Source organism: Undibacterium sp. CCC3.4 (assembly GCF_034347425.1).
GTDB lineage: Bacteria > Pseudomonadota > Gammaproteobacteria > Burkholderiales > Burkholderiaceae_D > Undibacterium.
In genome coordinates, this window is record NZ_CP133779.1 from 947,615 (window position 1) to 973,740 (window position 26,126).

At 55.5% G+C, this 26,126-nt stretch carries 20 protein-coding genes; 3 read left to right on the forward strand and 17 right to left on the reverse strand.

Annotated elements, in window-relative coordinates; translation table 11 throughout:
- Positions 1–223: 223 nt before the first annotated feature.
- From RHM61_RS04355 to RHM61_RS04365, 3 genes are all read right to left on the reverse strand, one after another.
- Positions 224–3,403: an Ig-like domain-containing protein gene (locus RHM61_RS04355; RefSeq protein WP_322249925.1), complete on the reverse strand. Its 3,180-nt coding sequence runs from the start codon at positions 3,401–3,403 to the stop codon at positions 224–226.
- Between the two features lie 234 nt (positions 3,404–3,637).
- Positions 3,638–4,894 (reverse strand): YncE family protein, encoded by a 1,257-nt coding sequence (locus RHM61_RS04360; RefSeq protein WP_322249926.1) that lies wholly within the window; start codon positions 4,892–4,894, stop codon positions 3,638–3,640.
- 26 nt (positions 4,895–4,920) lie between these two features.
- Positions 4,921–5,763: a creatininase family protein gene (locus RHM61_RS04365; protein WP_322249927.1), complete on the reverse strand. Its 843-nt coding sequence runs from the start codon at positions 5,761–5,763 to the stop codon at positions 4,921–4,923.
- Between the two features lie 539 nt (positions 5,764–6,302).
- On the opposite strand from RHM61_RS04365, the gene infA reads away from it, so the two are divergent.
- The gene (infA, locus tag RHM61_RS04370; protein WP_322249928.1) at positions 6,303–6,566 is read left to right on the forward strand and encodes a translation initiation factor IF-1; all 264 of its coding nucleotides are present in this window, start codon (positions 6,303–6,305) and stop codon (positions 6,564–6,566) included.
- Positions 6,567–6,653: 87 nt separating this feature from the next.
- On the opposite strand, the gene RHM61_RS04375 is transcribed toward infA, so the two are convergent.
- From RHM61_RS04375 to dctP, 11 genes are read right to left on the reverse strand one after another with little or no spacing between them, the layout of a single operon-like run.
- Complete coding sequence (locus RHM61_RS04375; RefSeq protein ID WP_322249929.1) at positions 6,654–7,277, reverse strand: carboxymuconolactone decarboxylase family protein; 624 nt, start codon at positions 7,275–7,277, stop codon at positions 6,654–6,656.
- A gap of 29 nt (positions 7,278–7,306) precedes the next feature.
- On the reverse strand, positions 7,307–8,254 hold the full coding sequence (locus RHM61_RS04380; RefSeq protein WP_322249930.1) for an ACP S-malonyltransferase: 948 nt from the start codon (positions 8,252–8,254) through the stop codon (positions 7,307–7,309).
- Positions 8,247–9,167 carry a triphosphoribosyl-dephospho-CoA synthase MdcB gene (mdcB, locus tag RHM61_RS04385; protein WP_322249931.1) on the reverse strand — a complete coding sequence of 307 codons (921 nt, stop codon included), beginning with the start codon at positions 9,165–9,167 and terminating at the stop codon, positions 8,247–8,249. Before mdcB ends, RHM61_RS04380 begins: the two co-directional genes overlap by 8 nt.
- Positions 9,167–9,853, reverse strand: a complete 687-nt coding sequence (gene mdcG / locus RHM61_RS04390; protein WP_322249932.1) for a malonate decarboxylase holo-[acyl-carrier-protein] synthase — start codon at positions 9,851–9,853, stop codon at positions 9,167–9,169. The genes mdcB and mdcG overlap by 1 nt, the downstream gene beginning before the upstream one ends.
- A gap of 47 nt (positions 9,854–9,900) precedes the next feature.
- Positions 9,901–10,620, reverse strand: coding sequence for a biotin-independent malonate decarboxylase subunit gamma (gene mdcE, locus RHM61_RS04395; RefSeq protein ID WP_322249933.1), 720 nt, complete (start codon positions 10,618–10,620; stop codon positions 9,901–9,903).
- Positions 10,620–11,516, reverse strand: coding sequence for a biotin-independent malonate decarboxylase subunit beta (locus tag RHM61_RS04400; protein WP_322249934.1), 897 nt, complete (start codon positions 11,514–11,516; stop codon positions 10,620–10,622). Before RHM61_RS04400 ends, mdcE begins: the two co-directional genes overlap by 1 nt.
- Positions 11,513–11,827 (reverse strand): malonate decarboxylase acyl carrier protein, encoded by a 315-nt coding sequence (gene mdcC, locus RHM61_RS04405; RefSeq protein WP_322249935.1) that lies wholly within the window; start codon positions 11,825–11,827, stop codon positions 11,513–11,515. Before mdcC ends, RHM61_RS04400 begins: the two co-directional genes overlap by 4 nt.
- A gap of 10 nt (positions 11,828–11,837) precedes the next feature.
- Positions 11,838–13,502, reverse strand: coding sequence for a malonate decarboxylase subunit alpha (gene mdcA / locus RHM61_RS04410; protein WP_322249936.1), 1,665 nt, complete (start codon positions 13,500–13,502; stop codon positions 11,838–11,840).
- Complete coding sequence (locus RHM61_RS04415) at positions 13,502–14,851, reverse strand: TRAP transporter large permease (RefSeq protein WP_322249937.1); 1,350 nt, start codon at positions 14,849–14,851, stop codon at positions 13,502–13,504. Before RHM61_RS04415 ends, mdcA begins: the two co-directional genes overlap by 1 nt.
- Positions 14,848–15,414 carry a TRAP transporter small permease gene (locus RHM61_RS04420; protein WP_322249938.1) on the reverse strand — a complete coding sequence of 189 codons (567 nt, stop codon included), beginning with the start codon at positions 15,412–15,414 and terminating at the stop codon, positions 14,848–14,850. The genes RHM61_RS04415 and RHM61_RS04420 overlap by 4 nt, the downstream gene beginning before the upstream one ends.
- Entirely contained in the window at positions 15,411–16,436 is a 1,026-nt protein-coding gene (gene dctP, locus RHM61_RS04425) for a TRAP transporter substrate-binding protein DctP (protein WP_322249939.1), read from the reverse strand. Before dctP ends, RHM61_RS04420 begins: the two co-directional genes overlap by 4 nt.
- Positions 16,437–16,651: 215 nt before the next feature.
- Between dctP and RHM61_RS04430 the strand changes: the two genes are divergently transcribed.
- Positions 16,652–17,296 (forward strand): GntR family transcriptional regulator, encoded by a 645-nt coding sequence (locus RHM61_RS04430; protein ID WP_322249940.1) that lies wholly within the window; start codon positions 16,652–16,654, stop codon positions 17,294–17,296.
- Between the two features lie 5 nt (positions 17,297–17,301).
- Here the strand turns inward: RHM61_RS04430 and RHM61_RS04435 are convergent, their stop codons facing one another.
- From RHM61_RS04435 to RHM61_RS04445, 3 genes are all read right to left on the reverse strand, one after another.
- Positions 17,302–18,594: an HD-GYP domain-containing protein gene (locus RHM61_RS04435; RefSeq protein WP_322249941.1), complete on the reverse strand. Its 1,293-nt coding sequence runs from the start codon at positions 18,592–18,594 to the stop codon at positions 17,302–17,304.
- A gap of 174 nt (positions 18,595–18,768) precedes the next feature.
- Complete coding sequence (locus tag RHM61_RS04440) at positions 18,769–22,401, reverse strand: EAL domain-containing protein (protein WP_322249942.1); 3,633 nt, start codon at positions 22,399–22,401, stop codon at positions 18,769–18,771.
- A 68-nt stretch (positions 22,402–22,469) separates the two neighbouring features.
- Positions 22,470–23,768 (reverse strand): hemolysin family protein, encoded by a 1,299-nt coding sequence (locus tag RHM61_RS04445; RefSeq protein WP_322251037.1) that lies wholly within the window; start codon positions 23,766–23,768, stop codon positions 22,470–22,472.
- Positions 23,769–24,017: 249 nt separating this feature from the next.
- Here RHM61_RS04445 and RHM61_RS04450 point away from each other — a divergent pair, with 249 nt between their 5' ends.
- Positions 24,018–26,021 carry a site-specific recombinase gene (locus tag RHM61_RS04450; RefSeq protein WP_322249943.1) on the forward strand — a complete coding sequence of 668 codons (2,004 nt, stop codon included), beginning with the start codon at positions 24,018–24,020 and terminating at the stop codon, positions 26,019–26,021.
- The last annotated feature ends 105 nt before the right edge of the window (positions 26,022–26,126 follow it).

Genomic DNA, 26,126 nt, shown 5'->3' on the forward strand with positions numbered 1-26,126 from the left:
TGCCGCTCTGTGCGTCCCAAACCATCTGCGCGAGCTTATTTCAGTTATCAGATTGAGGATAAGCTTTCGACTCCCAGGAGCCTGAGCGACAAAACGGAATCGAGCCTCGAAAGAGGCCCGATTACATCAGCTCGACAAATTTCACATTTCAACAGATTAAGCGAGCGCATGAGCGCTCAGTTGCCGCTTGCAAAGCAGCGCCCACCATCAGGCCGCCCTGCAATTACTGCACGAGCACGGTTTTCAACAAACTGTTCAAACCATCACTGACTGAGATCTGCAGCGTATCGCCAGCCGCGGCAGTGCTCAGGTCAAGGTTCAGATTGCCACCGACGGCATTCATCGCCAGCGCTTGACGGCTGCCGCCCTTGCTCATCAACATCACGCTTAGCCACGGATAACGCGTATTGTTCCAACTGACTTGCAATTGCTTGCCGACTTGTTTGATGTCGGCCAGCTCAGGGCGCGCGGCTGCGGACAAGGCACTCACACCCATGTTGCGCACGCTTGGGGCCGGCAGCATGCCGGTAGCGAGCGGCTGCGCATCCTTTTGCACCATGATGCTGACGATGCCTGAAATCGCCGGCATCACAAGGTTAAAATGCAGCTCCGCCAGGTGATCGACTTCTTGTACTTGGAAGCTGCGGTAAGTGGTCTTGCCATCGTTACTGACTATGCGCAATTGGTAACGGCCGCCTTCCGGCGCATCAACATACGTGCCAATGAGCGACTGCACCGGGTTGAGTGTGACATGGGCATCGGCAGAGATGACGCCGGAAACGAGCATCATTGGCACACTCGCAGTCTGGCTCTGCAGCGCGGCGTGGTCGGCCGCCAACACAGTTTGGTAATTGGTACGGCCACGGATGTAAAGCGCCACTTTTTGGTAACTGTACTCGGACAGCCAAGTACCACTGCAATACGCCATCAAATCGGTCAATTTTGCACCGCTGACCACGGGTGAACTCAAGAGATTACTGCCTTGATCGAACAAGGGCACATCGCTCAGTTTGGCACCGTCGGCGCCGAACCAAGGCAAAGGCAGCGTCGAGAAATAGGGATCGGTGCCGGTGGGACCACCGCAAGGCGCGTGTAACAGGCTCAGATTGTGGCCTACTTCATGCACCAGCACATTATTGAGTGAGTAAGCACCACCACGCATGTCATTGCCGATGGCTGTCAAGCCGGGCACGTAACCGAGGCCGGCCGTGCCATTGGCGGCAACCGCAGGGATCATGCCGAAATAATGCTTCTGACTGTTTTCAGCCACGCGCAATTGGTCGACTTGACTGAGTACATTGCCGTACTGACCGGTGCCGGTCAAGGAGTCGGCGAAGCTGCCGACCGGCGTCCACGGCGCATGCACGGTGACGACCACATTACCCAGCGGCATGATGCGTTTGAAGACGGCCATGACCTGCGCATTGGTCGGCAGTGTCGCCGTGTAGGCATTGATGGTCAGTGGCACCAACATCAGATTAAGCGTATCGCTGGTATTGACATTCGGTGCCGCTGCCATGGTCTGCGCATCGGTGGTGGCGATATCGAGCACCAGACCAGGATTGACCAAGCTACCCGGTAGCGTGCCATAGCAGGTGCCGCTCAGGCTATAAGAAAGATTGACGTCACCATCGTAGAGCGGCAAGCTGGTCGGACAAGTCAGCGTGATGGCGCTACTGCTGCCGCGCACCCGCATCGACACGGCCGGCACACTGACAGGGCCGCTGGCGCTGGCATACAGATACACGCGCACCAAGGCATCGCAACCCGGCGTCAGGATTTGATACAGACTACCCGGCCGTTGCGCCAAACTTTGCGCTACTTCCACATGGGCCAGACGGGTGGCCGCGCTATTCGCCCCAACCGTCAGGCGATAGCTGGCCGGAGTAGCCGTGTATTGATCGGCCGGCAAAGCGGCCGAGATTGTCGCGTTACCAACACTCAGCGCTGTGACCGCACCACTGATGCTGTCAACGCTCGCCACCAGCGGATTACTGCTGCTGTAACGCACGGCTTTGGTAGGCAAAGTCACACCGGCCAAAGATTGGGCCAGTGCTACCTGTATTATATTGCCACTGACGCCGACTACGGTACTCGCATTAATATTGGCAAAACTCAGCATGGCTGGACTCAAACAATTCACATTGATGGTGACATCGACCAAGGCCGCCGGCACCCCGACCAAAGCCGAACTGACGCTACAGATCTGGCCATTGTTTGCTTGGGTCGCTATCGTCGCGCTGTAACTTCGGCCGCTCTGGGTTGGTATGAAGCTCGTTGTCACGCCGTTGCTATACAGCGACTGCAAGCCATAAACGCCGCCGCTATCATTGGCACCGTTGACACGCAGGATGATGCTGGCACCCGAAGTATTGTCAAAACCACTGACATTGAGCAAGATATTGTCAATCGCTCTGGTGGTCGCCAGCGTCGCAGTACTGGCGCTGGAGCAAACACTGGCATTACAGGCTTGCACTTGATAGCTGTGACTACTGTTCTGCGCCAAACCGGTATCAATTTTACTCAAGCTAGTCAGTGTGGTGCCGCCGATATCGATGCCATCGCGTGTTAACACATAGCGCAGCGCGCCAGTAACGCTGGCCCAAGAGACGGTGATGCTACTGCTGTTGACGACAACTGCCGTGGCCGCTGCCGGGACTGCTGGCGGAACGACCGGTGGAACCACGGGTGGAACGACCGGTGGAACCACGGGAGGAACAACTGGCAAGGTCAAGGTTACAAACGCAGCTGCGGCACTCCAGCCCGAACAGCCACTGGCGTTACAGGCGCGCACCTGATAACTGTAGCTGGTCGCAGCAGTCAGGCCGGAATCGATATAGCTGAGCGCGCTGATTTGCGCACCATTGCCGACGACCCAAGTACTGCGTTGCAATTGATAGTAAGCAGCACCATCGACTGCGGCCCAAGCCAAGCTGATCTGCTCACTCGCGATCGCACTCGTTGTCGGCATGGCCGGCTGCGCCGGAATCGCCAAACTGGTGCTGGCTTTGGTAGTGGCCGAAATTTCATAGCCGCTGGCACAGGCGCTGCTCGAGCACGCCACCACGCGGTAGGTATAGGTGCTCGCGGCACTCAAGCCGCTGTCGGTATACCCGGTGAGCGATACGTGACCGAGCAAAGCGAAAGTGCCGCCGCCATTGCTGCGCCAAACTTCATAATAACTGGCACCGGCAGCAATCGGCCAGCTCAGGTTGACGCTGGTGTCGGAGCTCGCTTGCAGCGCCACTGAACTGACCGCGGCCGGCGGACTGGCAGCGGTGGGGGAACTGCTGGTACTGCTGGTACTGCTGGTACTGCTGGTACTGCCACCACCACCGCCACATCCGGCTAACAGCAATGACATGGTGCTCAGCAAACAAAGTATAGTGCGTTTGAATTTCATCTTACTTTCCGGGAAAAAGAGTAGCCGCAGCAAAGAACGAAGCAGGCCCAAAACAGGCGGCATCATGGCCAATGCGCAACACTGTGTACTCTACGGCAAAATAGATGCTTAATCGTCACTTCTTTTCATTTTGTTGCAATTAGTCAGCATTTTAAAAAGCACTGAGGAGCAATGCCAGACGAAAAAAACCGGCCTCTTGTGCCGGTTTTTTTTGCTTTACTTCGCTTCGCTAGGTCAACGTAAGTTCCCGGTATGCCCGAGTGAGTAACGGCCCGGTTGCGGCCAGACTGTCAAGCCGTGCGGCTCTTGGCCAACGGCGATCTTGTTCATGACACCACTGCTGGTGTCGATGCGATAGACCACATCATCGAAGCGGCCCGAGAGCCATAAGAACTTGCCATCGGCGCTGACATTGCCCATATCGGGACTGCCGCCACCGGGTACCGGCCATTGCGCGACCACTTTTTCGCTGGCGAAATCGATCACCGAGACGCTGCCTTTACCGTTTCTGCCGCCATGAATACGATGTGAGCCGCGGTTGGCGACATAGAGCTTAGTGTGATCGCGGCTCGGGTACAGGCCATGCGCAGCCACGCCGGTGGCGATGAAGCCGACTTCTTTGAAGGCATCACCATCGATGACATGCACGCCATCGGCTTCCATATCGGCGACGTAGAAGCGCTTGCCATCGGGTGAAACGCGTATATCTTGCGGCATGCCTTTTTTGGAAGAGCAAATTTCTGTCGCGGTCGGCCCAGTTAAAGCCGGTACATCTTTAAAGCGGGTAGCCGGCATGGCGAGCTTCAAATACGCCAGCACACTGCGTTTTTGCAGATCGATTTTGACGATACTGCCATCGAATTCGCAGGTGAAGATGGCATAACTGCCATCGATGGAAAAGTCGGCATGATTGATACCGCCGCACTGCGGCGTGGCGATCGCATATTGCAGCGCGAGCGTGTGCGGATCGCGGAAATCGAGCCTGTGCTTGGCTTCGGCGACGACGATGGCCGATTTTCCATCCGGGGTGAAATACAGATTATACGGGTCGTCGACCGGAATCGCCGTGCCCGGTTTACCGGTGCGCGGATCGACCGGGGTCAGGCTGCCAAAGTCAGAGCGTTCGGCATTATTAGCCACCCATAAGGTGCGCAAATCCCACGATGGCACGATATGTTGCGGGGCCTTGCCGACTTTGAATTTATCGACCACTTTAAGGGTCAGCGGATCGATCACCGTCACATCGTTGGAGCGCAAATTCGGCACGTACACACGCTCCAAATCGCCTTTCAGAGCAGCGCTGATTTGATTGCTGTTGGTGGCGCTGTAAAGATTGTGCGCATCAAGTACTGGCGGCATGCCGGCCACGGTCTTGATGGCACTGGCTGCAGCCGCTGCCGGCACGGCCGCCACGCTGAGCAATTGAAAACCGCACAGGCCTAAGCTAGCGATGAGCGCGCCGAGCGCGAGGTAATTCGTTTTAAAATGCATGTTGACTATTCTTACAAAAGACTGCGTTATCGGACCACGGTGGCGCGTTTGATCGCCGCCACGCTGGTTTCTATAATTTGTTTCACGGCCAGTTGCCCGAGCTCGTCCGTGGCGCGGCGCGGATCGCCATACACGCCCTCGCTCTCACTCGGTTTGCCCGCATGCGCGAGCGCTGCACTGCGCACCAGCTCAGGCACCAGCGCCAGCGTGACGGCGGTATCGGCCAAGCCGGCATGTGTACCGATTTCGGCCATACTAAACCCGCGCTGGCGCAGGGTATTGACGTAGCTCACGGAAACCGCCTGATAGTACTCAGGCAGCGCATGCACACGAGTTTGCGGATCGTGCGCCCATTCGCGGTTGAGACGGCTGGCGACATGCTCGAGATTTTTCTGGTAGCCACCGTGATCGCCAAGCAATACCACATCATGAAAGCCGTGCTGCTTGAAACTGCGTGCCACGCCTTCCAGCAAGGCTTCGAAGGCGGCCTCAGGAATCGAGATCGTGCCGGCAAAGCGCATATGCCCGGTCGGCGGATGAATCGCCCCCTCCGGCACATACGCCAATACCGGCGCGACCACGGCATTGCCCAAGCTTTGTGCAATCCGCTGTGCCAGTACTTGGCCGCGTAGATTATGCTTGCCGAGTGCCAGATACGGCCCACTTTGTTCGGTGCCGCCGATCGGAATGAGGATGGTGCTGGTACCGGCCGCAACGCGGCTGCGCAGCTCCGTTGCAGTCAGTTTTTCCAGCTCGGTTTCGGCCGCCTGTAAGGGCGTGTGTAGCGAGAGCAGCAAGGCAGCGGAGCACAGCAGCACGCCGCGGACAGCGCGCGTTTGGTGCGCGATCATTGTAAAATAAGAATTCATGCAAGGATTATCCTCCCGGAAAGCATGAACGGAAACGCAGTACGCGGTTTTTTTTGTAAAAAAAGACCATGCCAAGCAATTTCGCGCTGAGATTACTCTGAGCATCATGACAATTAGACAAAATCTTACACAAAAAAACACGAAAGCCTATTTTTTCAGCAAAAAACCTGCAAGATTTTCGGGCAAGCCGGCGCATCGGGGTATAATCCTCGCTTGTAGCCCGGTTTTCTTTTGTTCAAACAGATGATCTTGCCTCTGTGATATTTTTGGACACCCCTTGTGTTGTATGTCGTGGTGACCTTGAGCTCGTTTCAATCACGCCCACTGTCTTTGCTTGCTACCGATTGAGCATCGCAAAACCAGCCTGCACAATGCCTTAATTTTGCGCGATTGCACAGACAGTGCAAATCAAGGTGCGTCTGGCAGTCTGTCGCACTGCTAACAACAACTGCAAACGTCCGGCCGGCGATCTGGTTCGTTGGCCGACATGTACCGCCAAAAACTGGCTGTACCTATCCTTTTATGAATGTGAATATACAATGGCAAAAGAAGAACTTTTAGAAATGAGCGGAATGGTAGAAGAAGTGTTGCCGGATTCCCGCTTTCGCGTGAATCTGGAAAACGGTCATCAATTGATCGCTTACACTTCCGGCAAAATGCGTCAGCATCACATCCGCATTCTTGCGGGTGATAAAGTGACATTAGAAATGTCGCCTTACGATTTGAGCAAAGGCCGTATCACTTTCCGCCATATCGAAAAGCACAATGGCGGCAATTCCGGCCAGCCTCGTCGTCGCTATTAAGCGCTGCCGATCAGCCGCTTGAATGCAGGCTGCCATTGAAAAAAGCGAGGATTTTCCTCGCTTTTGTTTTTTCTTTGTAGTCCAGCCTTACGGAAAGCGCGGCAGCGGTTTGCCATCAGCCGGCAACTGATACTGCGCCACGTTCATCTGCATCGCCAACAAAGTGTAATAGGCATTGATACCGGTCAGATCAACCACGCCTTTACGTCCGAAGCGCTGCTCGGCACGCGCATACAGGGTATCGGACACGCGCTTGTTACGATGTAATTCGATAGAAAAATCGTATACGATGGCTTCGTCTTCCGACATCTTTTCCGGCCGTCGACCATCGGCAATCGCGGCCGCCAAGGCTGGTGCGATACCGGCTTTGAGGGCCAGCGGATGATGCACATACCATTCATAATCTTGGCTCCATTCGCGCGCCGTAATCAGGATCACCAGTTCGCTCAAGGTGGTACCGAGTGCCGATTGGTAGCGCAGATAATCGCCCATGGCACGGGCCTGGCTCATCACTTGCGGGCTGTACATGAGTGATTCGAACGGGCCGAACACCGGTACTTTCCGGGTTTTTAAAAACTCGTCGGCAGCCAACTTCTGCTCCTCCGTGTACTGTGACGGCGCGATGGTGGGCAAGCGTTCCGCCGCGCTGGCAGCGAGTTGAACCGTACTGATGATGCACATGGCGATGCCCCTGGTAATGAACTGCTTCATGCTGGTCTCCTGGTGAAAAAATCTTAGGTTCAGTCAGCGACTTGTCGCTGCAACCATTGTGCTACCCCTTGTATGCTACGAAACTCACTGACCGAACGCACCGCGATGTGCCGATGGCGCGCTCGTAGCATGCGCGACAGCGCCGCTCCGGGGCCGAGTTCCAGCGCCACGCGGACGCCAGCTTCATTGAGCGCATCCATGCAGTCGTGCCAGCGTATGGTATGACTCAATTGCGCCAACAAATTTTGCTGCAGCTCTGCGGCGACGAAGCTGATACGGCCGTCCAGCCCAGCCAGTACCGGCACATCACTGTCGTGCCAAGTCATCTGCGCCAAGGCGGCGGCCAACAGCGGCGTGGCAGCGCTCATCAAGGGCGTGTGTGAGGCAATGTGAACTGGCAGCGTGCTCAGGCTCAGGTGTCGATTGGGCAGCGCTTGCAAGGCTAGCTCGGCGCGCACGATAGCCGCCGCCGGGCCGGCCAGGATGGCTTGATTTTCTGCGGTGATGATGGCCAGCGCGATGGCACTGTGTTGTTGGCGGCAGAATTCAGCCAACTCGGCAATGGCGACGCCACCGACCGCCAGCATCGCCTGTGGCGCATCGGCAGCACAACACGACTCCATAGCCAGTGCACGCTGACGTGCCAACGCAACCGCAGCGGGCCAACTGCAGGCACCGGCCAACGCTTGTGCCGTCACTTCGCCGATGCTGTAACCAGCGACCAGATCGATCGCCGGCAAATGGGCGCGCACTGCACTGAAATTGGCCAGACTGGCCGCGACGATCAAGGGTTGTGCATACCGATTGGCAAACAAGTGCGCCGGTGTGTGCAGCGCTTGCGCCAGTGGCATGCCGAATTCGCCGCGCTGCTCACAGTCGTTCAAGAACGCGCTGGCAGCGCTGTCGTCGGCGGCCAGCGCCAACATCTCGGCATGCTGAGCACCCTGACCAGGACACAGCAGCGCAAATTCAGCCATCCAGCGCACCCGCGCTGAACTGTTCCAATTGCTGCAGCAAGCAGCACGCCGCCAGCAAATCAGCCGCTCCGCCCGGCGACAAGCGCCGCGCCACGAATTGCCGATGGCAAGTCTGTGCCTGCTCAAACCAAGCCGGCTGCGCGCTGCCGCCGGCGGCTAAAAATTCGGCGGCAGCGGCGCGTGCATACGCCGCTCCGGCCGCCCCACCACGATGATAGAGATTGGTATCGCTGAGGCCGGCAATGAGGGAAAACAAGCAATCGACGCGGGCTTGCTGCGCCGAGCCTCCCTGTGCCAGCCTGTGCTGCAGCAGCGGCAAGGCGATTTCAAACACGCTGGGAAAGCCGAGCGCGGCTTCTTCGCGCGCGCCACTGACGGCATAGCGCTGCGCCGCTGCTTGACCATGGCTGTCGGCTACGACGGCCACGACGGCGGCATGCAGTTGCAAAGCGCTGCCCCAATTTTGCTGCAGCACGCGCCGTACTTCTGCCGCCGCAAGCGCGCGCGACTGGGCGACACAGGCACCGATGGCTGCACACAGCATGCCGAGCGCAAAAATCGCGCCGCGATGGGTATTGACTTGGGCAGTCGCCCGCAGCATCTGCTGTTCCGCCAACATACCGGCTTGTTTGAGCTCAGTAAATGCAGCCACACGCATACCGAGCCGCGCCATGTGTTTGAAATAGTGGCGCAAGGAGAACAGGCTGCGCATGAACAGCGCCGGATGCATATCGCTGTGACTACCATTGTCGCGCAGAGAAACCAAGCCGGGCTTAGGATAGAGACACAATTCGGCATGCAAGCTGCGCACCGCCAGCACGGCAATTTGCCGCGCTGTCAGTGCACTCTGCATTGGCAGCCAGTTAGCACCAATGGATACGCGTTTGCGCCGGCCATAGTCGGATAAGTGCATTAAGTCGCCTGTAAGCTTTGCAATAAGTCGGTTTTGCGCAGTAATCTGACCTGCCGCAAATCTTTTACCAATACCCGTGCGGCATAGTCGGTCTCGCTCACCGAGTCGGCCAACAACCATTCCTTCCATGCCACCGCCTGAGCGCCGGGAAAAATCACTTCGCCATCGAGCGGCAGTTGCTGCTGATAGTGCTGTAACAAGGCCAGGCCGGCCTGCAACTGCACCGCATCGGCGGGACGAAACAGCACATCGATATCGGAGTCGGGCGTCAAATACGTTTCCCCGGTCAAAAATTCATAAGCGAGCGAACCATAAACGCGAAAGCGCAGACCCACCGTACTCGCTGCCACTTGCAGTGCCCGCAAAGGCGGCTGCCACACTGCACTCACCAAGGGCAGCACGGTCGCCAGTGCCAAACCGGGCTGATGCTCGATCACCTGATCGCAACGCACGCGTGCGGCGATGCGCAGTTTGTGTCCGTCTTGTGGTGCGAAGGCGATACCAATACAAACTTCATCGGCAGCGGCGTCGGTATCGCTGCGTCTGACCACGCAAGGCCACTCTTGCTGTTGCCAATGACGCAAGGCTGGCAACAAGGCCAGCGGCTGGGCAGCGCACAGCGCATCCCAGCCTGACGCCGAGAGCCAGACCAAATCATGGCGTTGAAATTGTTCTAGCGGATCCAATTGATTCCCATCTTCGTTCTCAAGAGGAAAACTTTCCTCAGCGCCGATCAGTCCCCATGCCAATCGATCGTTTCAGATAATACGGCATCGACTACGGTTTGCGCCATCTTCCGTCCGCCGCGTGTGGCACCGCTGGTAATGCGATGGTCCTGCGTATCGACGGCGGCCAAGGCCGCGCCCAGCGCTTGCGACAAATCGCCCTGCCAAATCTGTGCAATCGCGCCCATGCGTTGATAATTCTGCGGGCCCGGCGCGAACACCGGATTGTCCACGGCCAGCTCAGTCAAACGCGCTTGCGGCACTTTGGTAATACGTGCCATCGCCGGCAAGCCCATCACCCGTATGGTCGCCTCGGGCAAAGCATAACAAGCATCGGCCATCATGCCGCTGGTAATGAAACCGCCCGACAGTGCTTGGTCATACACCAGCGCCAGTACCGGGTGGCCGCATTGGCGCGCATACTCGATGCACTTTCCCAGATGGGCCATATAGCTGTTGATACCCAACATCTCATCGCGATGCCGCAGGCGCTGTCCTTGGGTGTCGACCAATAACAGGATAGGCCGTTGCGGATAATCGCGCAGCGTCGCCAACACAGCCTGCGCCTGCGCCAAGGCGATTTCAACACCGATGGCGGTGTGTTCACAGGTGCCGATGACTTCAATCGTGCCGGCCTCCAACTGCGCGCTGCCACGCAGCAGAGCCGCCTGTTCGGTGATGTTGTGCCCGAGCGGAAACAGGGCGGCGGCGACAGTTTGCCATTCCATTATGCGACTCCCAAAGTACGCGCCGGCAAGTCCTGCACCAGTTGTAAAAATTCTGCGGTTTCCATCATCGCGATACGCTCCACATCTGCCACGCCGAGCGCGGTCCAGATTTGTTGCGGCTCGCGCAGCGTGCCGAAACGCGCCAAGCGTTCGCTCAGCATCTGTTGTTCCGCCAGCAAACCGCGCTCGTTGAGTGCCGCCGCGCTGCCGACTTGTTCGATGGCGCTGGCGATGGCTGCCACGAAAGCGCTGCAGCGATCATCGACCAGCATCTGACAGTCGCCCAGCAAATAACGATGTTTACCACCGGTGGTGCGCCATACCAGAGCGCGGTCGGTCGAATCGAATTCTTCCACGCCGCTGGCGGTTTCTATCACTTCCGGCCCAGACATGGCCAAGCGTGCCGTTTCCGACATGATCACCACATTGGCACAACGGGCGACGATGCCGATACCGCCGAAACAGCCGTTACTGCCACCAATGGCGACGATCACAGCAATGCCGGCCGCGCGCACCGCCAACAGCGCCCGCATGACTTCCGAGACGGCGATCAAACCGGCATTGGCTTCATGTAAGCGCACCCCACCCGATTCGAGTAACAGGATCAGTGCTGCCGGCCGTTCAATCAAGGCTTTGCGCATCAAACCGACCAACTTGGCACCGTGTACTTCACCGACGGCACCACCCATGAATCCGCCTTCCTGTGCAGCGGCAAACACGCGCTGACCAGCCAACTTCCCATAGCCGATGATGACTCCGTCGTCGAAGGAAACCGGGGCGTCAAGCTGCGGCAGATGCGGGCTGGTCCAACGTGCCGATGGTGGCAAAATTTCTTGAAACTGGCTGACGATGGCGGCGATGCGCTGGCGTGCCGTGGCTTCGAAATAGCTGCTCATGGTGTACGCTCCAGAAAGCTTTCCATCGCCTGATCCAAACGCAAGCTGACCACCGCCGGCGTGGCCCCCATATCGTTGATGGCGATGCGGATATCAGCGAGTTGCCAGCGCTGTTGAAAGTCCCGCATCACCGCTTGCCAGATCGGTGCAAAGCCGCGTGCGGCGGTACAGATTTCGATCTCACAAGCGGCACCAAGATCCTGGGTACTGACTAATACTTCCAGATTGCCGGAGCTGACCACGCCGACCAATTTGGTCGCGGCAGCGGGCCGGGGCTGGCCATTCTCAAAACGAAACAACAGAGTTTCCATCGTCGATTCCTCACCAGTTACGGAAGCGTTTCGGTGCTTGATACAAACCGCCCGAAGCGCGCACCAAATCTTTCATATTTTTCGCTGCCAACAAATCACGCGTTGCCAGCCGCTTGTCGATTCCCATATCTTCGGCGCGTCGGATAATGCCGCGATCGCGCAAATTTTCCACCATGCGCGCATCGCGTGCCAAGCCGACCGGGGTATAGCCAGCCACGCCGCGGATCGCTTGTTCACGCTCTTCTTCGCTGCGACATAGCAGCAGATTGGCAATCCCCTCTTCGCTGAGAATATGTGTGACATCGTCGCCGTAGATCATCACCGGTGGCAGCGCCATACCGGCTTGTTCGGCCAATTGCCAGGCATCGAGCGTCTCAACAAACGCCGGCTGCATATGTTCGCGAAAACTTTCCACCATCTGCACCACCAATTTTTTCCCGCGTGGCATGGTGTTTTTTCCGGCGCGTGCTTCGGCACCGGCTTTCAACCAAGCTGGGCTGGCATGGCGGCGACCACGCGCATCAGCCCCCATATTCGGTGCGCCGCCGAAACCGGCGATGCGACCCAAGGTGGCCGTAGAAGAATTACCCTGCAAATCGATTTGCAGCGTCGAGCCGATGAACATGTCGCAGGCGTAATGGCCGGCGGCCTGGCTGAGTGCACGATTGCTGCGCATCGAGCCATCGGCACCGACGAAAAAGATATCGGGGCGGGCACGAATGTAATTTTCCATGCCGAGTTCGGAGCCAAACGAATGCACCGATTCGACAAAGCCGGCTTCAATCGCCGGGATCAAGGCCGGATGCGGATTCAAGGCCCAGTGGGTGGCGATCTTGCCACGCAAACCGAGGCTGGCGGCATAGGTCGGCAACAACAGCTCAATCGCAGCAGTGTCGAAGCCTATGCCGTGATTGAGGCGTTGCACGCCGTATTCGGCGTAGAGACCTTTGATCGCCATCATCGCCATCAATATCTGCACTTCCGAGATCAGCGCAGGATCGCGCGTGAACAAGGGTTCGATATAATGCGGCGTCGGTGCCGCAACCACCAGATCGACCCAGTCAGCAGGAATATCGATGCGCGGCAGAACGTCGAGAATTTGATTTACTTGCGCTACCACGATGCCGGATTTGAACGCGGTCGCTTCGATGATGACCGGCGTGTCTTCGGTATTCGGTCCGGTGTACAAATTGCCATGGCGGTCGGCCGCTTGCGCAGCCACCAGCGCTACCCGCGGCGTGAGGTCGACGAAATAACGCGCATACAATTCCAGATAGGTATGAATCGCACCAATTTGAAGTTTGCCGGCTGCGAGCAATTGTGCCAGCCGCGCCGCCTGTGGCCCGGAAAACGAAAAATCGAGTTTGCTGGCGATGCCTTTTTCAAACACATCCAAATGGGACGGCAGCGCCAGCACCGATTGCAGCATGTGTAAATCATGCACACGGCTGGCATCAAGCGCGCACAAAGCGCGCGCTAAAAAGTCGGCTTGCTTTTGGTTATTCCCTTCCAAGCAAACCCGGTCGCCCACTTCCAGCACGGCATGCAAGGCGTCGGCGATGCGTGCGTGCGGAAAGATTTTCCCGTGCAAATCATTACCTAACACTGCCTGCACGCGTGCCAAGCGCTGCGCTCGATTGGTTTGCAAGCGGTTCCACTGCGGCGTCGAGCTCATTATTTCACTCCCATCAAACGGTCGGGAAAGGCGGTGACGATCTGTGGAAAGACGCACAACAACAGCACCGCCACCAACATCAGTAGCAAGAACGGCAGCACGCCGATAATAATTTCACGCAGACTTATATCGGGCGCAATATTTTTGATGACAAAAATATTCAAACCTACCGGTGGATGGATCAGGCCCATTTCCATGACGATGGTCATGACGACGCCGAACCAGATCAAATCGAAACCGGCCTCTTTCAGCGGAGGCAGAATAATCGGGCACATCATCAAAATAATCGATACCGGCGGCAAGAAAAAACCGAAGACGATGACCATCAACAGAATCACTGCGAGCAGCATCCATTTACTTAACTGCAGATCGACTACCCACAAAGCAGCGGACTGACTGATATGCAAATAACTCATCACATAGGAATACAGCAGCGACATACCGATAATAAACAGCAGCATGGTCGATTCTTTGATGGTGGCAGAAATAAATGGCGCAATATCACGCGGCCGCCATACCCCATACACCACCGCGATCAACAGCATCGCCAACAAGGCACCGAGACCGGCGGTTTCCGACGGCGTAGCATAACCACCATAGAGCGCCACCATCACACCGATCAGCAGAATCACGAAAGGCAGCACACGCGGTAGCATTTCCACTTTTTGCAGCAGCGTAAAGTGCTCGGTTTCCAAATAGGCCGAAGCCGTGCCATGGTTTTCATAAGCGCGGTAAGCGAGTTGGTATTCGCGGCGGGCACGATACATGGCATAGCCGGAAAACAGCAGCACCAGCAGCACACCAGGGCCGATGCCGGCGAGGAATAATCTTCCCAGCGATTGTTCCGCCGCCACCGCGTATAAAATCATGGTGATCGAAGGCGGCAGTAAAATACCCAAGGTGCCGCCAGCAGCGATGATGCCGGCAGCGAAACCGGGAGAATAGCCGCGTCGACGCATTTCCGGAATACCGGCCGAGCCGATGGCCGAACAAGTCGCCGGCGAGGAGCCCGCCATAGCAGCAAACATGGCACAGGCAAAGACGTTGGCAATGCCTAAGCCGCCCGGTACTTTATGCAACCATGCGTGAATCGCCGAATACAGATCGCGCCCGGCCGGTGACTTGCCGATGGCCGCACCTTTGAGAATAAACAGCGGAATCGATAGCAGCGTGATCGAAGCCATTTCTTCATAAACGTTCTGGGTAATCGTATCGAGCGAAGCCGCCGGCATGAACAGATACATGAAGCTGGTGGCGACCACGCCGAGCGCAAACGCGATCGGCATACCGGAAAACATCACCACCAAAGTAACGATGCCGTACAAGACACCAAGTGTGAGCGGACTCATGTGAGCTCCTTTGCGGCTGCCGGTGGCGCACTCAAGGCGCACAACAATTGTAGTAGGATTTGCAGCGCCAATAGCGTCATGCCAGCGGCCATCATGGCATAGGGAATCCACAATGGCGGTGCGAAAGTCGAGGAAGTGGTTTGCCCTTCTACCCAGGCTTCATGAAACAGGGTCCAAGATTTCCATGAGAAAAAAGCACAGAATGCCAGGCTGATCAAGTCTACCGACCAACGCCGCCAACGATCTATCCGCGCCGGCAAGATCGCCGACAGCACTTCAATGCCTATGTGTCCACGTAAAGACTGCACATACGCGGCCGTGAAAAAGCTCACACCGATGAGCATAAAGACCGCCGCTTCATCTTGCCAATCGGTGGGGACGTTGAACAAATACCGGCTCACCACCGAATAGCTGAGAATGAGCGCGGTCAGTAACATGGCAAACATACTGAGGCGCACGATTTGCCGGTTGAGCCACTGCTGCGCTTGTACCAAGGCGCGCAACAGCGGTTGTGCCGGTAACTGTAGCGCATTGGCAGGGCCGAATTCAAAGCCATGACTCATAGCAGTTTCTCCGCCAGTTTCATCAGTTTGGCGCAGCTTTCATTGCGGTCTGAATAGTCTTTCCACGCCGTCGTACGCGCGATGGCCTGCCATTTTTTCACGCTGGCCGGGCTCAAATCGACGACTTTCGCGCCCTTCTTTTCATACACGGTCGCCACTGCCAGATCATCTTGTTTGGCGGCCTTGATGGCGAATTGTTCGAGCTCGGCACCGACTGTCATGATCAAGCTTTGCTGCTCGCGGCTGAGTTTATCGAAAATTGCTTTCGACATCATCAAAGGTTCAAACATATACCAGTAACTCTGACCACGGCCACTGGTGAGGAACTTCGAGACTTCTTCGAGTCGGAAAGAAATCAAAGAAGTCGAGGAAGTCATGGCCGCTTCCATCGCGCCGGTTTGCATGGCGGCGTAAATCTCATTCGATGGCAAGGACACCACCGCCGCACCGGCAGCTTTGAGTACCAAATCAACTTCGCGCGAACCGCCGCGGATTTTCATCCCCTTGACATCTTCAGGGTCGATCACCGCCTTGGAGCGGGAAGCGACGCCGCCGGCTTGCCAAATCCAGCTGACGATGACGATGCCTTTTTCCAGCAAAATGCGGTTGAGTTCTTTGCCGACTTCGGCCGTCTTCCAAGCCGCCCCGATTTCATACGAGGGGACCAGTCCGGGCATGAGGCCGATATTCACCTCCGGTACTTCCCCACCGGCGTACGACAAGGGTACCAAGGACAAGTCGAGTGCACCCTTGCGCATGGCCGAGAACTGGGCATTCGTCTTCATCAGCGAGGAACCCGGGTAAATTTCGAACTTCATGCCGCCATTGCTGCGCTTCTGCACCTCGGCCGCAAACAGGCGACACAGGCGATCACGAAAATCGCCGCTGTCGACTGTACCGCCGGGAAATTGATGGGAAATTTTTAAAGTCAGCGCCTCGGCCTGAGCAGCCGGCGATAGCAGTGACAAAAATGGGGCGGCAGCGAGTGCTTGCAGCAGGGTTCTGCGGGTGGTGTCGTTCATGGTGTCTCCTGGACGGGCTGGAATGAATCAGATTGCTCACCGTCGGCTATCTTGCCGACTGAAGAGCTCTGCATGTGACGGTTAGTTTACATAAAAAAATAGGCGCGCCCCGTCGTTTATTTCTATTCTTGTATACAAGATCTGCTATTTTGCATTCAAAGTCAAGAGTGATATATACTTAGACAAAATAACCACTCCATCCAGAACAACAAACCATGAAGAACCGCTCCACCACCCTGCGCGAAGAAATCGAAGAAATGATCGCCATGGGCAAGCTACCGCCTGGCCAGCACCTCGATGAAACCGAATTGGCCGGCTTATTCGGCGTGTCGCGCACACCGATACGCGAAGCCTTGATCCAACTGGCGTCGATGGGCTTGGTCGACATGCGCCCACGGCGCGGTGCCTACGTGGCCACCGTCGATGCCGGGCAATTGGTGGAAATGTTTGAGGTGATGGCGGAGTTTGAAGCAATGTGCGGTCGCATGGCGGCGCGCCGCATGTCCAAGCCGGAACAACTGGCACTCAAAGAGGCCCATCAAGCCTGCCAGGAGGCGGCCGATTCGGCCGATGCCGATGCCTATTTTTATCAGAACGAAATTTTTCACAGCCTGATTTACAGTGGCAGCCACAACAGCTTTCTCGCCTCGCAAGCCAATAATCTGCATCGGCGTTTGCGCCCTTACCGACGCTTGCAACTGCGCGTGCGTGACCGCGTCAACACCTCGTTTCACGAACATGACGAGGTGGTGCAGGCGATTTTAGCTGGTGATGCCGATCGCGCCGCACTGCTGCTGCGTGCGCACATCACGATTCAGGGTGAACGTTTCGCCGACCTGATCGCGGCGCTGCCACGCTGACAATCTCAGGATGACTTCAAGCTCGGCTTGGCATCATCATAAAAGTAGGTGGTGCGTTTGCGCGGACTCAGGTAGGCATACACTTCCGGGCTCAGTTGTGCCGGTTTCAGGCTGGCACTGATCTCGAGCAGCGGCTCGTGTTCCAAATCGAGAATGATGGCTTCAGCAACAGGCACGGCCGGATCGTAAATCAAGACACTGGGCCGTAACGGCCGCCCGGAATTGACCGCTATCACCATGCCCAAGCTGCCGTCGGATAATTTGACCAGCGTCCCCGGTGGATAAATACCCATACAACGAATAAACAAGGCGAGCGCGGCAGCATCGAATTGCTTGCGCATTTTGCCAAACATATGTGACATCGCTTCGTGCGGGCTCATCGAGTCGGCCGGATTCGGGCGATTACATAAATTATCGTAGGTATTGGTAATGACGACGATACGTGCGAGCGCGGACGTTTGTTCGCTCTTCAAGCCCAGCGGATAACCGCTGCCATCGGCATATTCGTGATGCTGAGCGATGATGTCTCGAACCGCTTTCGGCAAGCCGAGTTTGTCGGCGATCTGCAAGCCGTAATGGCCATGCTGCTGCAGTAAGTTTTGTTCGGCTCGCGTCAAGTCGCTGCCTTTATTGACGATGCGATCAGGAATTTCTATCTTGCCGATGTCATGAAACACGCAGCCCATACCGAGCAACTTGATGTCGCCCGGCGGAAAACCGAGTGCCTTGGCCAGCATCATGGTCAACACGGCGGTATTGAGTGAGTGGTAGTAGGTTTCTTCGCCGACGATTTTATCGTTCATCAAGTGAATCGCGATATCTTTGTCGATGAGCAGAGAACTGAGCATTTGCTCTATCATTTCATCGGCTTGGCGCAGTGCGTCTTGGGGCCGGGAAAATAAATTACGATTAATGCTTTTCAGCGTGCCTGCCGCTTTGAGCAATTGTTTCTCACAATGAGAAATAGCGGCACGCTCTTTGAGCATGCGCTCGATGCGTTGGCGTTTTTCGCGTATCGTGGCCTGCTCTTCCGCGCTGGACTGGGCCAACTCCGGCACGGCCTCGACAGCCCGTGCCTGCACTGCCTGCGGGGTAAGTGGACGACAATCCGATTTGGCCGGATTGACGCGAATAGTGCTGAGGCCAAGCTGGCGCAGCGCCGATAATTCCTGTTCCGACTTGATCTTGAAACTGTTCAATGCAAAGGAATGATCGAGCCATGACAAATCCAGATGCACATACAAGCCCACACACAATTGCGCTAATGGGACATCGATGGTGACGGCTGTTGAGCACATAAGAGTAATTGTAAAAAAAGACCCTGCATTTTAACAGCACGACAGCGTCGCCGACTGCATTCAGGTATCAAGATCTACGCGAGACCGGTCGATATCAGCGCAGTGGCCGTCACGGCCAACAAGACCAGCCATACACAGACTGTTATCCATCAATTCTGAGCGCGCAGCGCAAGCTTACAAGGCTTGCGGATCGCGACGGCTTGCCATGAATTGTTCGAAGGCTTCGGCCGCCATCGGGCGAGCGAACAAATACCCTTGCACTTCCAAGCAGCCTTGCTGACGCAGAAAATCGAGTTGTTCCGAGGTTTCCACGCCTTCGGCGATGGTGGTCAGACCCAAACTTTTCGCCATACCGATGACGGCGCTGACGATGGCTTTGTCTTCCGGATCGGTATGAATATCGCGTACAAAACTGCGATCGATTTTCAATTTGTAGACTTTGAATTTCTTCAGGTAACTGAGTGAAGAATAGCCGGTTCCGAAATCATCGATAGACATGCGCACGCCGCGCGCAGAGAGATTATTCATGATCGCGATGGCACCGTCAGGATCATGCATGGCGACGCTTTCGGTCAGTTCGAGCTCGAGAAATTCCGGGGCTAATTGTGCCGCCTGCAGTATCCGGGTAATCAAAGCAGGTAAATCGGCATGACGGAATTGTACCGCCGACAAATTGACTGCGATACGCAGTTGTCTGTACCCGCGTTCATGCCAAGCCTTAAGCTGCCACACCGCGCTGCGTATGACCCACTCGCCGATCTCCAATATCATGCCATTTTCTTCGGCCAGGGGAATGAACTCGGATGGCGCAATCATACCCAAAGCAGGATGCTGCCAACGCAGCAGCGCTTCGGCACCGATCACGGCACCGCTGGCGATCGCCAGCTGCGGTTGATAATGTAATGAAAACTGTTCGCGTGCCAAAGCATGCCGCATGGCGTTGACCAGATCGAGATGGCGCGCCGAACGTGCCTGCATTTCCTGAGTAAAGAAACGATAGGCATTGCGACCTTCGCGCTTGGCGCGGTACATGGCAGCATCGGCATTTTTGGACAGGGTTTCGAGGTCGCCCCCATCATCGGGATAAATCGCAATACCGATCGAAGTCGTGACGTTGAGCTCGTGCCCGCCAATACGGTAAGTGTCGCTGATGACCGGCATTAATTTCTCCAACACCGCTTCGACACCGCTGCCATCAATACCCGGCAAAATCAAGACGAATTCATCGCCGCCAAGACGGGCAATGGTATCTTCGCTACGGAAGTTGGCCGTCAAGCGCTTCGCCAATTCGACCAGCAAAGCATCACCACTGCTGTGCCCGAGCGTATCGTTGATATCCTTGAAGTGATCGAGATCGAATAACAGCACGGCCAACTGCTGTTGGGCGCGGGCGGCGTGGGCAATGGCCAGACGCGCACGCTCTTCGAGCAGACTGCGATTGACCAGTCCGGTCAAGGGGTCGAAGTGGGCGAGGTATTGAATCCGTTCTTCGCTGCGTTTCTTTTCCGTGATGTCTTCCTCGACGAACAGGAAATGCGTGATGCCGCCAGCGGCATCGCGAATCGGCGAGACATCAATGGCATCGATACGTTCGACACCGAGTTGATCGATATGGCTGAGCTCGCGCTGCCATGACTGGCCGCGTTTGAGTTCGGTAAACATTTCCTTGTAAGTGCTCCAGAGCGAACGGCCGGGCAAGCCCAGAATCGGCCGTTTCCCCAGCACTTCGTGCAGCGCCTTGCCACTGTTGCGCAAGAACGCAGCATTGACATATTCGATGCGCGCGCGCTGGTCGGTAATGATGATGACGTTGGAGCTCTGCTCCACCGCCTGTGACAGTTTGCGCAAGGACTCTTCAGATTGCTTGCGCTCAACTACGATGGCAATAAAATGCGCTGCCATTTCTAGTAAATGTAAATGTATATCCTGTGGCATGCCGGGCTGGCGATGATAAATCGCGAAAGCACCAAGCACTTGGCCGTTGGCGGCGAAAATCGGTTCCGACCAGCAAGCACCGAGTCCGGCCGCCGCCGTCAAACTGGTATAGTTGACCCAAAACGGATGCTGACTTAAATCGGCCGCGATGGTGCGCTGACCGGTGGCGATGGCATTGCCGCAGGAACCAACGCCGGCAGCAATCTCGATTCCATCGATGGCTTTCACAAAAAACTCCGGCGCATTGGGCATCGCGCCGGTACGCAAATGGCGACCATCCTTATCCACTAAAACGATCGAGCATATACTCGTGGGCATTAACAATTCCAGCTTGAGCACCACATCGCGCAAGATTTCCGGCAAGGCCGAAGCGCTGGTAATGCGCTCCAACATATAGGTACGCAAGCCTTCCATTTGCAAGGACAGGCGGCGGCTTTCTTCGAGTTCAAAACGATTCAAGGCATGACTGATGTCGAGCGCGATTTCCAACAGTAAATGACAGGAAGCATCATCAAAGGCATCGACTTGATCAAGAAACAGATTAAAACTCCCGAGTGTTTTTCCATGCCTGTGCAGTGGCAAAATCGCCATCGACTGCCAACCTGCAGCGAGACTGCGACGATGCCAATGCGCATAAATTTGATCTTTAGCAATGTCTTGGCACCAGTAGGCGGTGCCGGTTTGCAGCACATTGCTGATTGGCCCTAACACACCCTGTTCATTGGGTTCGTGCGAGATCGTCAATTCCGCCATGTAATGCGCGCCTTCGCCGAAATGCGCCACGGCTTTGAATTCCAAACTTTGCTCATCCTGCATGCCTATCCATGCCATTTTCATGCCGCCGAACACCACGGCATCGCGACAAATGATGTCAAACAATTCTTGTTCGCTATGGCTGCGCACGATCGCTTGATTACATTGGCTCAACATGGTGTAGAGCCGCGTCAGGCGCAGGTTTTTCGCGCGGACTTCCTGATTTTCCGCGGCTGTTTTGGCGAGTTTTTTCTGCGCCAAAACAATCCATGCTTTGATACTGGTTTCGGTTTCTTGCTGCACGACAAACGAATCGGAGGCACTGTCGCCACCCAATTGTGTCAGCGAGTAGTAAATTTCCTCCAACGGAGCACCCATGGTAGTGAGCAAGGCGCGGTAGGAGCGCCATAACAGAAACAGGAACAGGATGCCAATGAACATAAATCCGGCGCGCAAGTACTCATTGAGTTTTTCGGTTTGCAATACCAGTTGTGCCGTGCGTTGGTCCATCAAGATGTAGGTGTCGTCAATCGCCTTTTTTATCGCTGCTTTCGCACTCAGATAAGGTCCGTCGAACAACATACGCGTGGCTTTTTCGCGATCCGAGCTAGTGTAATCGACCGAAGTTTCAATCAAATGCATGGCGCTCAATTCGGTCGCGGTCAGGGTATCGGAATTATTTTTTGCTTCGACCAGCTTGGCGAACTCGGCATCGCTGAAACCGGCCATGCGCATCAAATCAAGCAGCGCGATCTTCGTCCCGGTAACGGTGTCGCTTGGTGCCGCGGCACTCGGCAGCGTCATCCGTTTGCCATCGAGGCGCACCGCCTCAGCCGGGCGCGCCTGCTTGCCTTCGCGAATAGCCAGAATATCGTGGTAAGAGCGCTTGTAGACCGGATCTCCGGTGGCGACATAACTGCGTGCCAGGCGCGTGAGATCGGCCGATGACTGACGTAATTCATCTGACAGTGCGTACGAAATGGTGCGCAGTTCGCGCACCATTTCGAGTGCGCGTTCGGAATGCAAATAAAATGCAAAAATCAAGCCGAACGACAATACCGCCGTCAGCAGCAGGGAAAAATTACGCGAGTAAGTTGATAAGCTTCGGTGCGAACGCATACATTCCTATCAAACTTTTTTTTAAAGGCACGTCAAGGACCAAGCATGACGCTGCCTGGCCCAAGCGCTCAGTGTTTTTTCGGGTATACCCTCACGAGCACGATGCGCGGGCCATTCATTTTTTTCACCACCACATCAAATTGATCGAATGCGACCTTCTGCCCTTCACTCGGTAAATCACCCAATTGTTGCATGATCAAGCCGCCGATCGATTCGACTTCATCATTATCGAGATCAAACCCGAGTGCCATCCCCAAGGTGTACAAGGGCAAACTTCCTTTGCCTATCAAGGTACCGTCGTCGAGCAAGGTCCAGTCATTTTCGTTTTGTCTGAATTCATCGCGAATTTGTCCGATCAAGGCGCCGAGCAAATTATCCAAGGTCAAAAAACCCAAGGGCTTACTGCCTTTATGGCCAACAATCGCGAAATGCGGGGCACCCTTACGAAAACGGCGAAACAATTCGAGTGCCGGCATGGTCGGCGGCACATATTCAACCTGGCGTAAATGATGGCTCAAATCGTCGAGGTGTTTGCCGGCCTGCTGAGCCAGAAACAAATCTTTCAGATGTAACATACCGAGTACGGTTTTTTCATCTTCATCAAAATACGGATAGCGACTGAAACGATTGCGTGCGGCCGTTGCCATATTTTCTTCGAGACTGCGGTCTTTATACATGGCAGCAACTTCATTGATAGGCCGCATCAAGTCAGAAATTTCCAAGCCGCCGAAATCCAGTACTTGGGCCATGATGCCCCATTCATCGCCCGACTCTTTGCCGCTACCATGGCTGCCACGCAATATTAGCTTCAACTCTTCATGGGAGTACGCATTTTCATTGCCATGCGTGCCATCGAGCCCTACCCACTTCAACACTTTATTGGAACTGGCATTGAGCAGCCAAATTGCCGGGAACATAAGCCAATAAAAACCGTACAGTGCCGGGGCCGTCCACAAGGACACGCGTTCCGGCATACGAATAGCCATCGACTTGGGGGCTAATTCGCCGATGACGATATGTAAAAAAGAAATGACGAAAAATGCAAAGAAAAACGACACGCCGTGTATGATTTCGGCAGAACTGACGCCGATCAGCGGGAACACCGGCTTCAATATGCTTGCAAATGCAGGTTCACCGATCCAGCCCAGACCGAGTGAAGCCAAAGTAATGCCAAGCTGACAAGCAGACAAATACGTGTCGAGATGCTGGTGTACTTCTGTGAGCAAGCGACCGCGTAATCCAGATACCTTGGCGATACTGCGGACACGTGTCTGGCGCAATTTAACGAGACCGAATTCGGCCGCCACAAAAAACCCGTTTAACAACACGAGTAGCAAGGCGGCAACAACAAGTAAAAAATTATCCAACGCATCAACCTTCGTAGTAGAGATCGTCATACTTTAGACTAATTTTCACCAGTCGTGCTCATGATTGGCGCAGAGAATAGAAAAATGTGGGAACCAGAGCAAGTCGTATATGATCAAATTGTACATCACGGCCATACTGCCGTCGCAATCGACACAGCGCATCGCGCAAAAAGCAACACGACTTTCGGGCCTAGACCAGATCTCAACACATGTTGCTGATTAACAGCAAAGCAAAACCAGGAGCAGTCCTTGTCATTAGACTTGATATTATTAGAAATACAATTACGTACCCACGCCGCGCCCCACAGCAACGATATCGCACTCTTGCGCGACTTGGTAGCAGCCATACGGCCACAGCAAGCGCATGACAGCCAACGCGCCACCGATAATCTGCGCGCGCTATGCTATGTGCTGCACACCCATCCGGATTGGCGCCAAGCCCTGCGGCATTACCTGATACAAATCTTAGTCAGCCGCCAACTCGTTCATTTGCTCACCGACACCGGCATCACGCTCAACAACGGTTTCTGGGGTGCCGGCGCAGAACGACTGATGAACAAATTCCTGCCGCCACTGGTCAACGATGACTATATCAAAGATGTGTTCGGGCAAATTTTTGATCACCACCAAGACTACATCTGGGTCAACGCCGTCGAAGATGGCGCTTGGCAAGAACTGTTCGAAAGCATAGGTTTTCGCACCCGTAAAGCACGCCATACCCATGCCGTGATCACCCAGCAATTGCTGAGCGCCTTACAGGTACTGTCTTACCGTATCACCAACATTGGTCTGGAAGCCGAATTGGTGCGCAATCATCCCGATATAGAAAAATTCGAGTCGCCGTTTCTACGCCAGAACGATGCCATCAATGACTATGTGACGAGCTATCGGGCCTGGATGCTGGACCGCAACTCGGCACGCGACGATGCCAAACACATCGATATTTTACTCAGCCAATGCGAAGAGATCGCCAGTCGCATCCGCCGCACCGCCGCCGTTTCCGGTGTCTCGGTCAGTCTGACGCGCTTATTGCTGCGTTTAAAACAATGCATCACGCGCCTGCGTCAATTACTGGGCTTGTTGGATAGCCGTAATTGGCGGGAAACTGCGCAAATCACGATACAGTTGTTTAAAGAATTGGTCAGCGCCGACAACCAACGCCACAGCTTGCGCGAATTGATGCAGACCAGTACGGAATTATTGTCCTTGCAGGTCACTGATCGCGCCGGCAAGAGTGGTGAACACTACGTCACCAATACGCGCGCCGAGTGGTTTGCCATGTTGCAGTCAGCGATGGGGGCCGGGTTCATCGTCGGCTTCATGGCGCTGATTAAAATCTTGGCGGGCGGCATCGCCCTGGCACCGTTCGGTTACGCGCTCTTGTACAGCCTCAATTACTCCTCCGGGTTCATGCTCGTGCATGTATTGCATTGGACCATTGCTACCAAGCAACCGGCCATGACGGCCGCCCTGATCGCGCGCGCCATTGATGAAGGTAAGCAACAGCTCGACGAACTCGCCGAACTCGTGGTTCGGGTGTTTCGCTCCCAATGGATTGCCATCATCGGTAATGTCGGCGTGGCCATGCCGACGGCGTTTGTGATCGCTTGGAGTTGGTACGGCATCACCGGTCATCATTTGGTGACGGTCGAGAAGGCCGGTCACCTGCTGCACGACCTCGACCCCTTGCGCAGCTTAGCGCTGCCGCATGCGGCGATTGCCGGCGTCTGCCTGTTTTTATCCGGTTTGATTTCCGGTTACTACGATAACAAAGCCAGTTATTCAAATATTCCGGCGCGTTTGCGGCAACTGAAATGGCTGAAACGCTTGCTTGGTCAAGCCAGACTACAGCACGTCACTGAATACATAGGCAATAATTTGGGCGCGCTGGCCGGGAATTTCTTTTTCGGTATCATGCTCGGCTCAATCGGGCAATTCGGCAACTTTTTCGGCTTACCTGTCGACATACGCCACATCACATTTTCCAGCGCCAATTTTGCCTTTTCCTTGGCGGCACTCGACAATGTCATGCCTTGGCAAACGGCGCTCTACAGCCTGTTCGGCATCTTATGCATAGGCTTGGTCAATCTCGGTGTCAGTTTCAGCTTGGCTTTGATGGTTGCATTGCGCTCGCGTCGCGTCAGCTTTGTGCATGGAGGCACCTTGATCCGTTTGCTGTGGCGGCGTTTTTGCGGCGGCACACGCGATTTCTTTTTACCGGCAAAAAAAGAGGCAGAGCCGCCCACGCAGTAATTACACCAGAGCACGACTACTTTATTTTCTGCGGGGCCAAGTTAATTAACATCAAGCACCCCTCAGAGCCATACTGTTGCCCGCCGACACGCAGTAAAATAGGCT

Bases quoted from the DNA above. Each gene is read 5' to 3' on its own strand.
- RHM61_RS04375 (WP_322249929.1), bottom strand. From the start codon at position 7,277: ATGAAGCAGTTCATTACCAGGGGCATCGCCATGTGCATCATCAGTACG.
- mdcA (WP_322249936.1), bottom strand. From the start codon at position 13,502: ATGAGCTCGACGCCGCAGTGGAACCGCTTGCAAACCAATCGAGCGCAG.
- RHM61_RS04355 (WP_322249925.1), bottom strand. From the start codon at position 3,403: ATGAAATTCAAACGCACTATACTTTGTTTGCTGAGCACCATGTCATTG.
- RHM61_RS04415 (WP_322249937.1), bottom strand. From the start codon at position 14,851: ATGAGTCCGCTCACACTTGGTGTCTTGTACGGCATCGTTACTTTGGTG.
- RHM61_RS04430 (WP_322249940.1), top strand. From the start codon at position 16,652: ATGAAGAACCGCTCCACCACCCTGCGCGAAGAAATCGAAGAAATGATC.
- dctP (WP_322249939.1), bottom strand. From the start codon at position 16,436: ATGAACGACACCACCCGCAGAACCCTGCTGCAAGCACTCGCTGCCGCC.
- RHM61_RS04400 (WP_322249934.1), bottom strand. From the start codon at position 11,516: ATGAGCAGCTATTTCGAAGCCACGGCACGCCAGCGCATCGCCGCCATC.
- RHM61_RS04435 (WP_322249941.1), bottom strand. From the start codon at position 18,594: ATGTGCTCAACAGCCGTCACCATCGATGTCCCATTAGCGCAATTGTGT.
- RHM61_RS04360 (WP_322249926.1), bottom strand. From the start codon at position 4,894: ATGCATTTTAAAACGAATTACCTCGCGCTCGGCGCGCTCATCGCTAGC.
- RHM61_RS04420 (WP_322249938.1), bottom strand. From the start codon at position 15,414: ATGAGTCATGGCTTTGAATTCGGCCCTGCCAATGCGCTACAGTTACCG.
- mdcE (WP_322249933.1), bottom strand. From the start codon at position 10,620: ATGGAATGGCAAACTGTCGCCGCCGCCCTGTTTCCGCTCGGGCACAAC.
- infA (WP_322249928.1), top strand. From the start codon at position 6,303: ATGGCAAAAGAAGAACTTTTAGAAATGAGCGGAATGGTAGAAGAAGTG.
- mdcB (WP_322249931.1), bottom strand. From the start codon at position 9,167: ATGCACTTATCCGACTATGGCCGGCGCAAACGCGTATCCATTGGTGCT.
- RHM61_RS04365 (WP_322249927.1), bottom strand. From the start codon at position 5,763: ATGAATTCTTATTTTACAATGATCGCGCACCAAACGCGCGCTGTCCGC.
- RHM61_RS04440 (WP_322249942.1), bottom strand. From the start codon at position 22,401: ATGCGTTCGCACCGAAGCTTATCAACTTACTCGCGTAATTTTTCCCTG.
- mdcC (WP_322249935.1), bottom strand. From the start codon at position 11,827: ATGGAAACTCTGTTGTTTCGTTTTGAGAATGGCCAGCCCCGGCCCGCT.
- RHM61_RS04380 (WP_322249930.1), bottom strand. From the start codon at position 8,254: ATGGCTGAATTTGCGCTGCTGTGTCCTGGTCAGGGTGCTCAGCATGCC.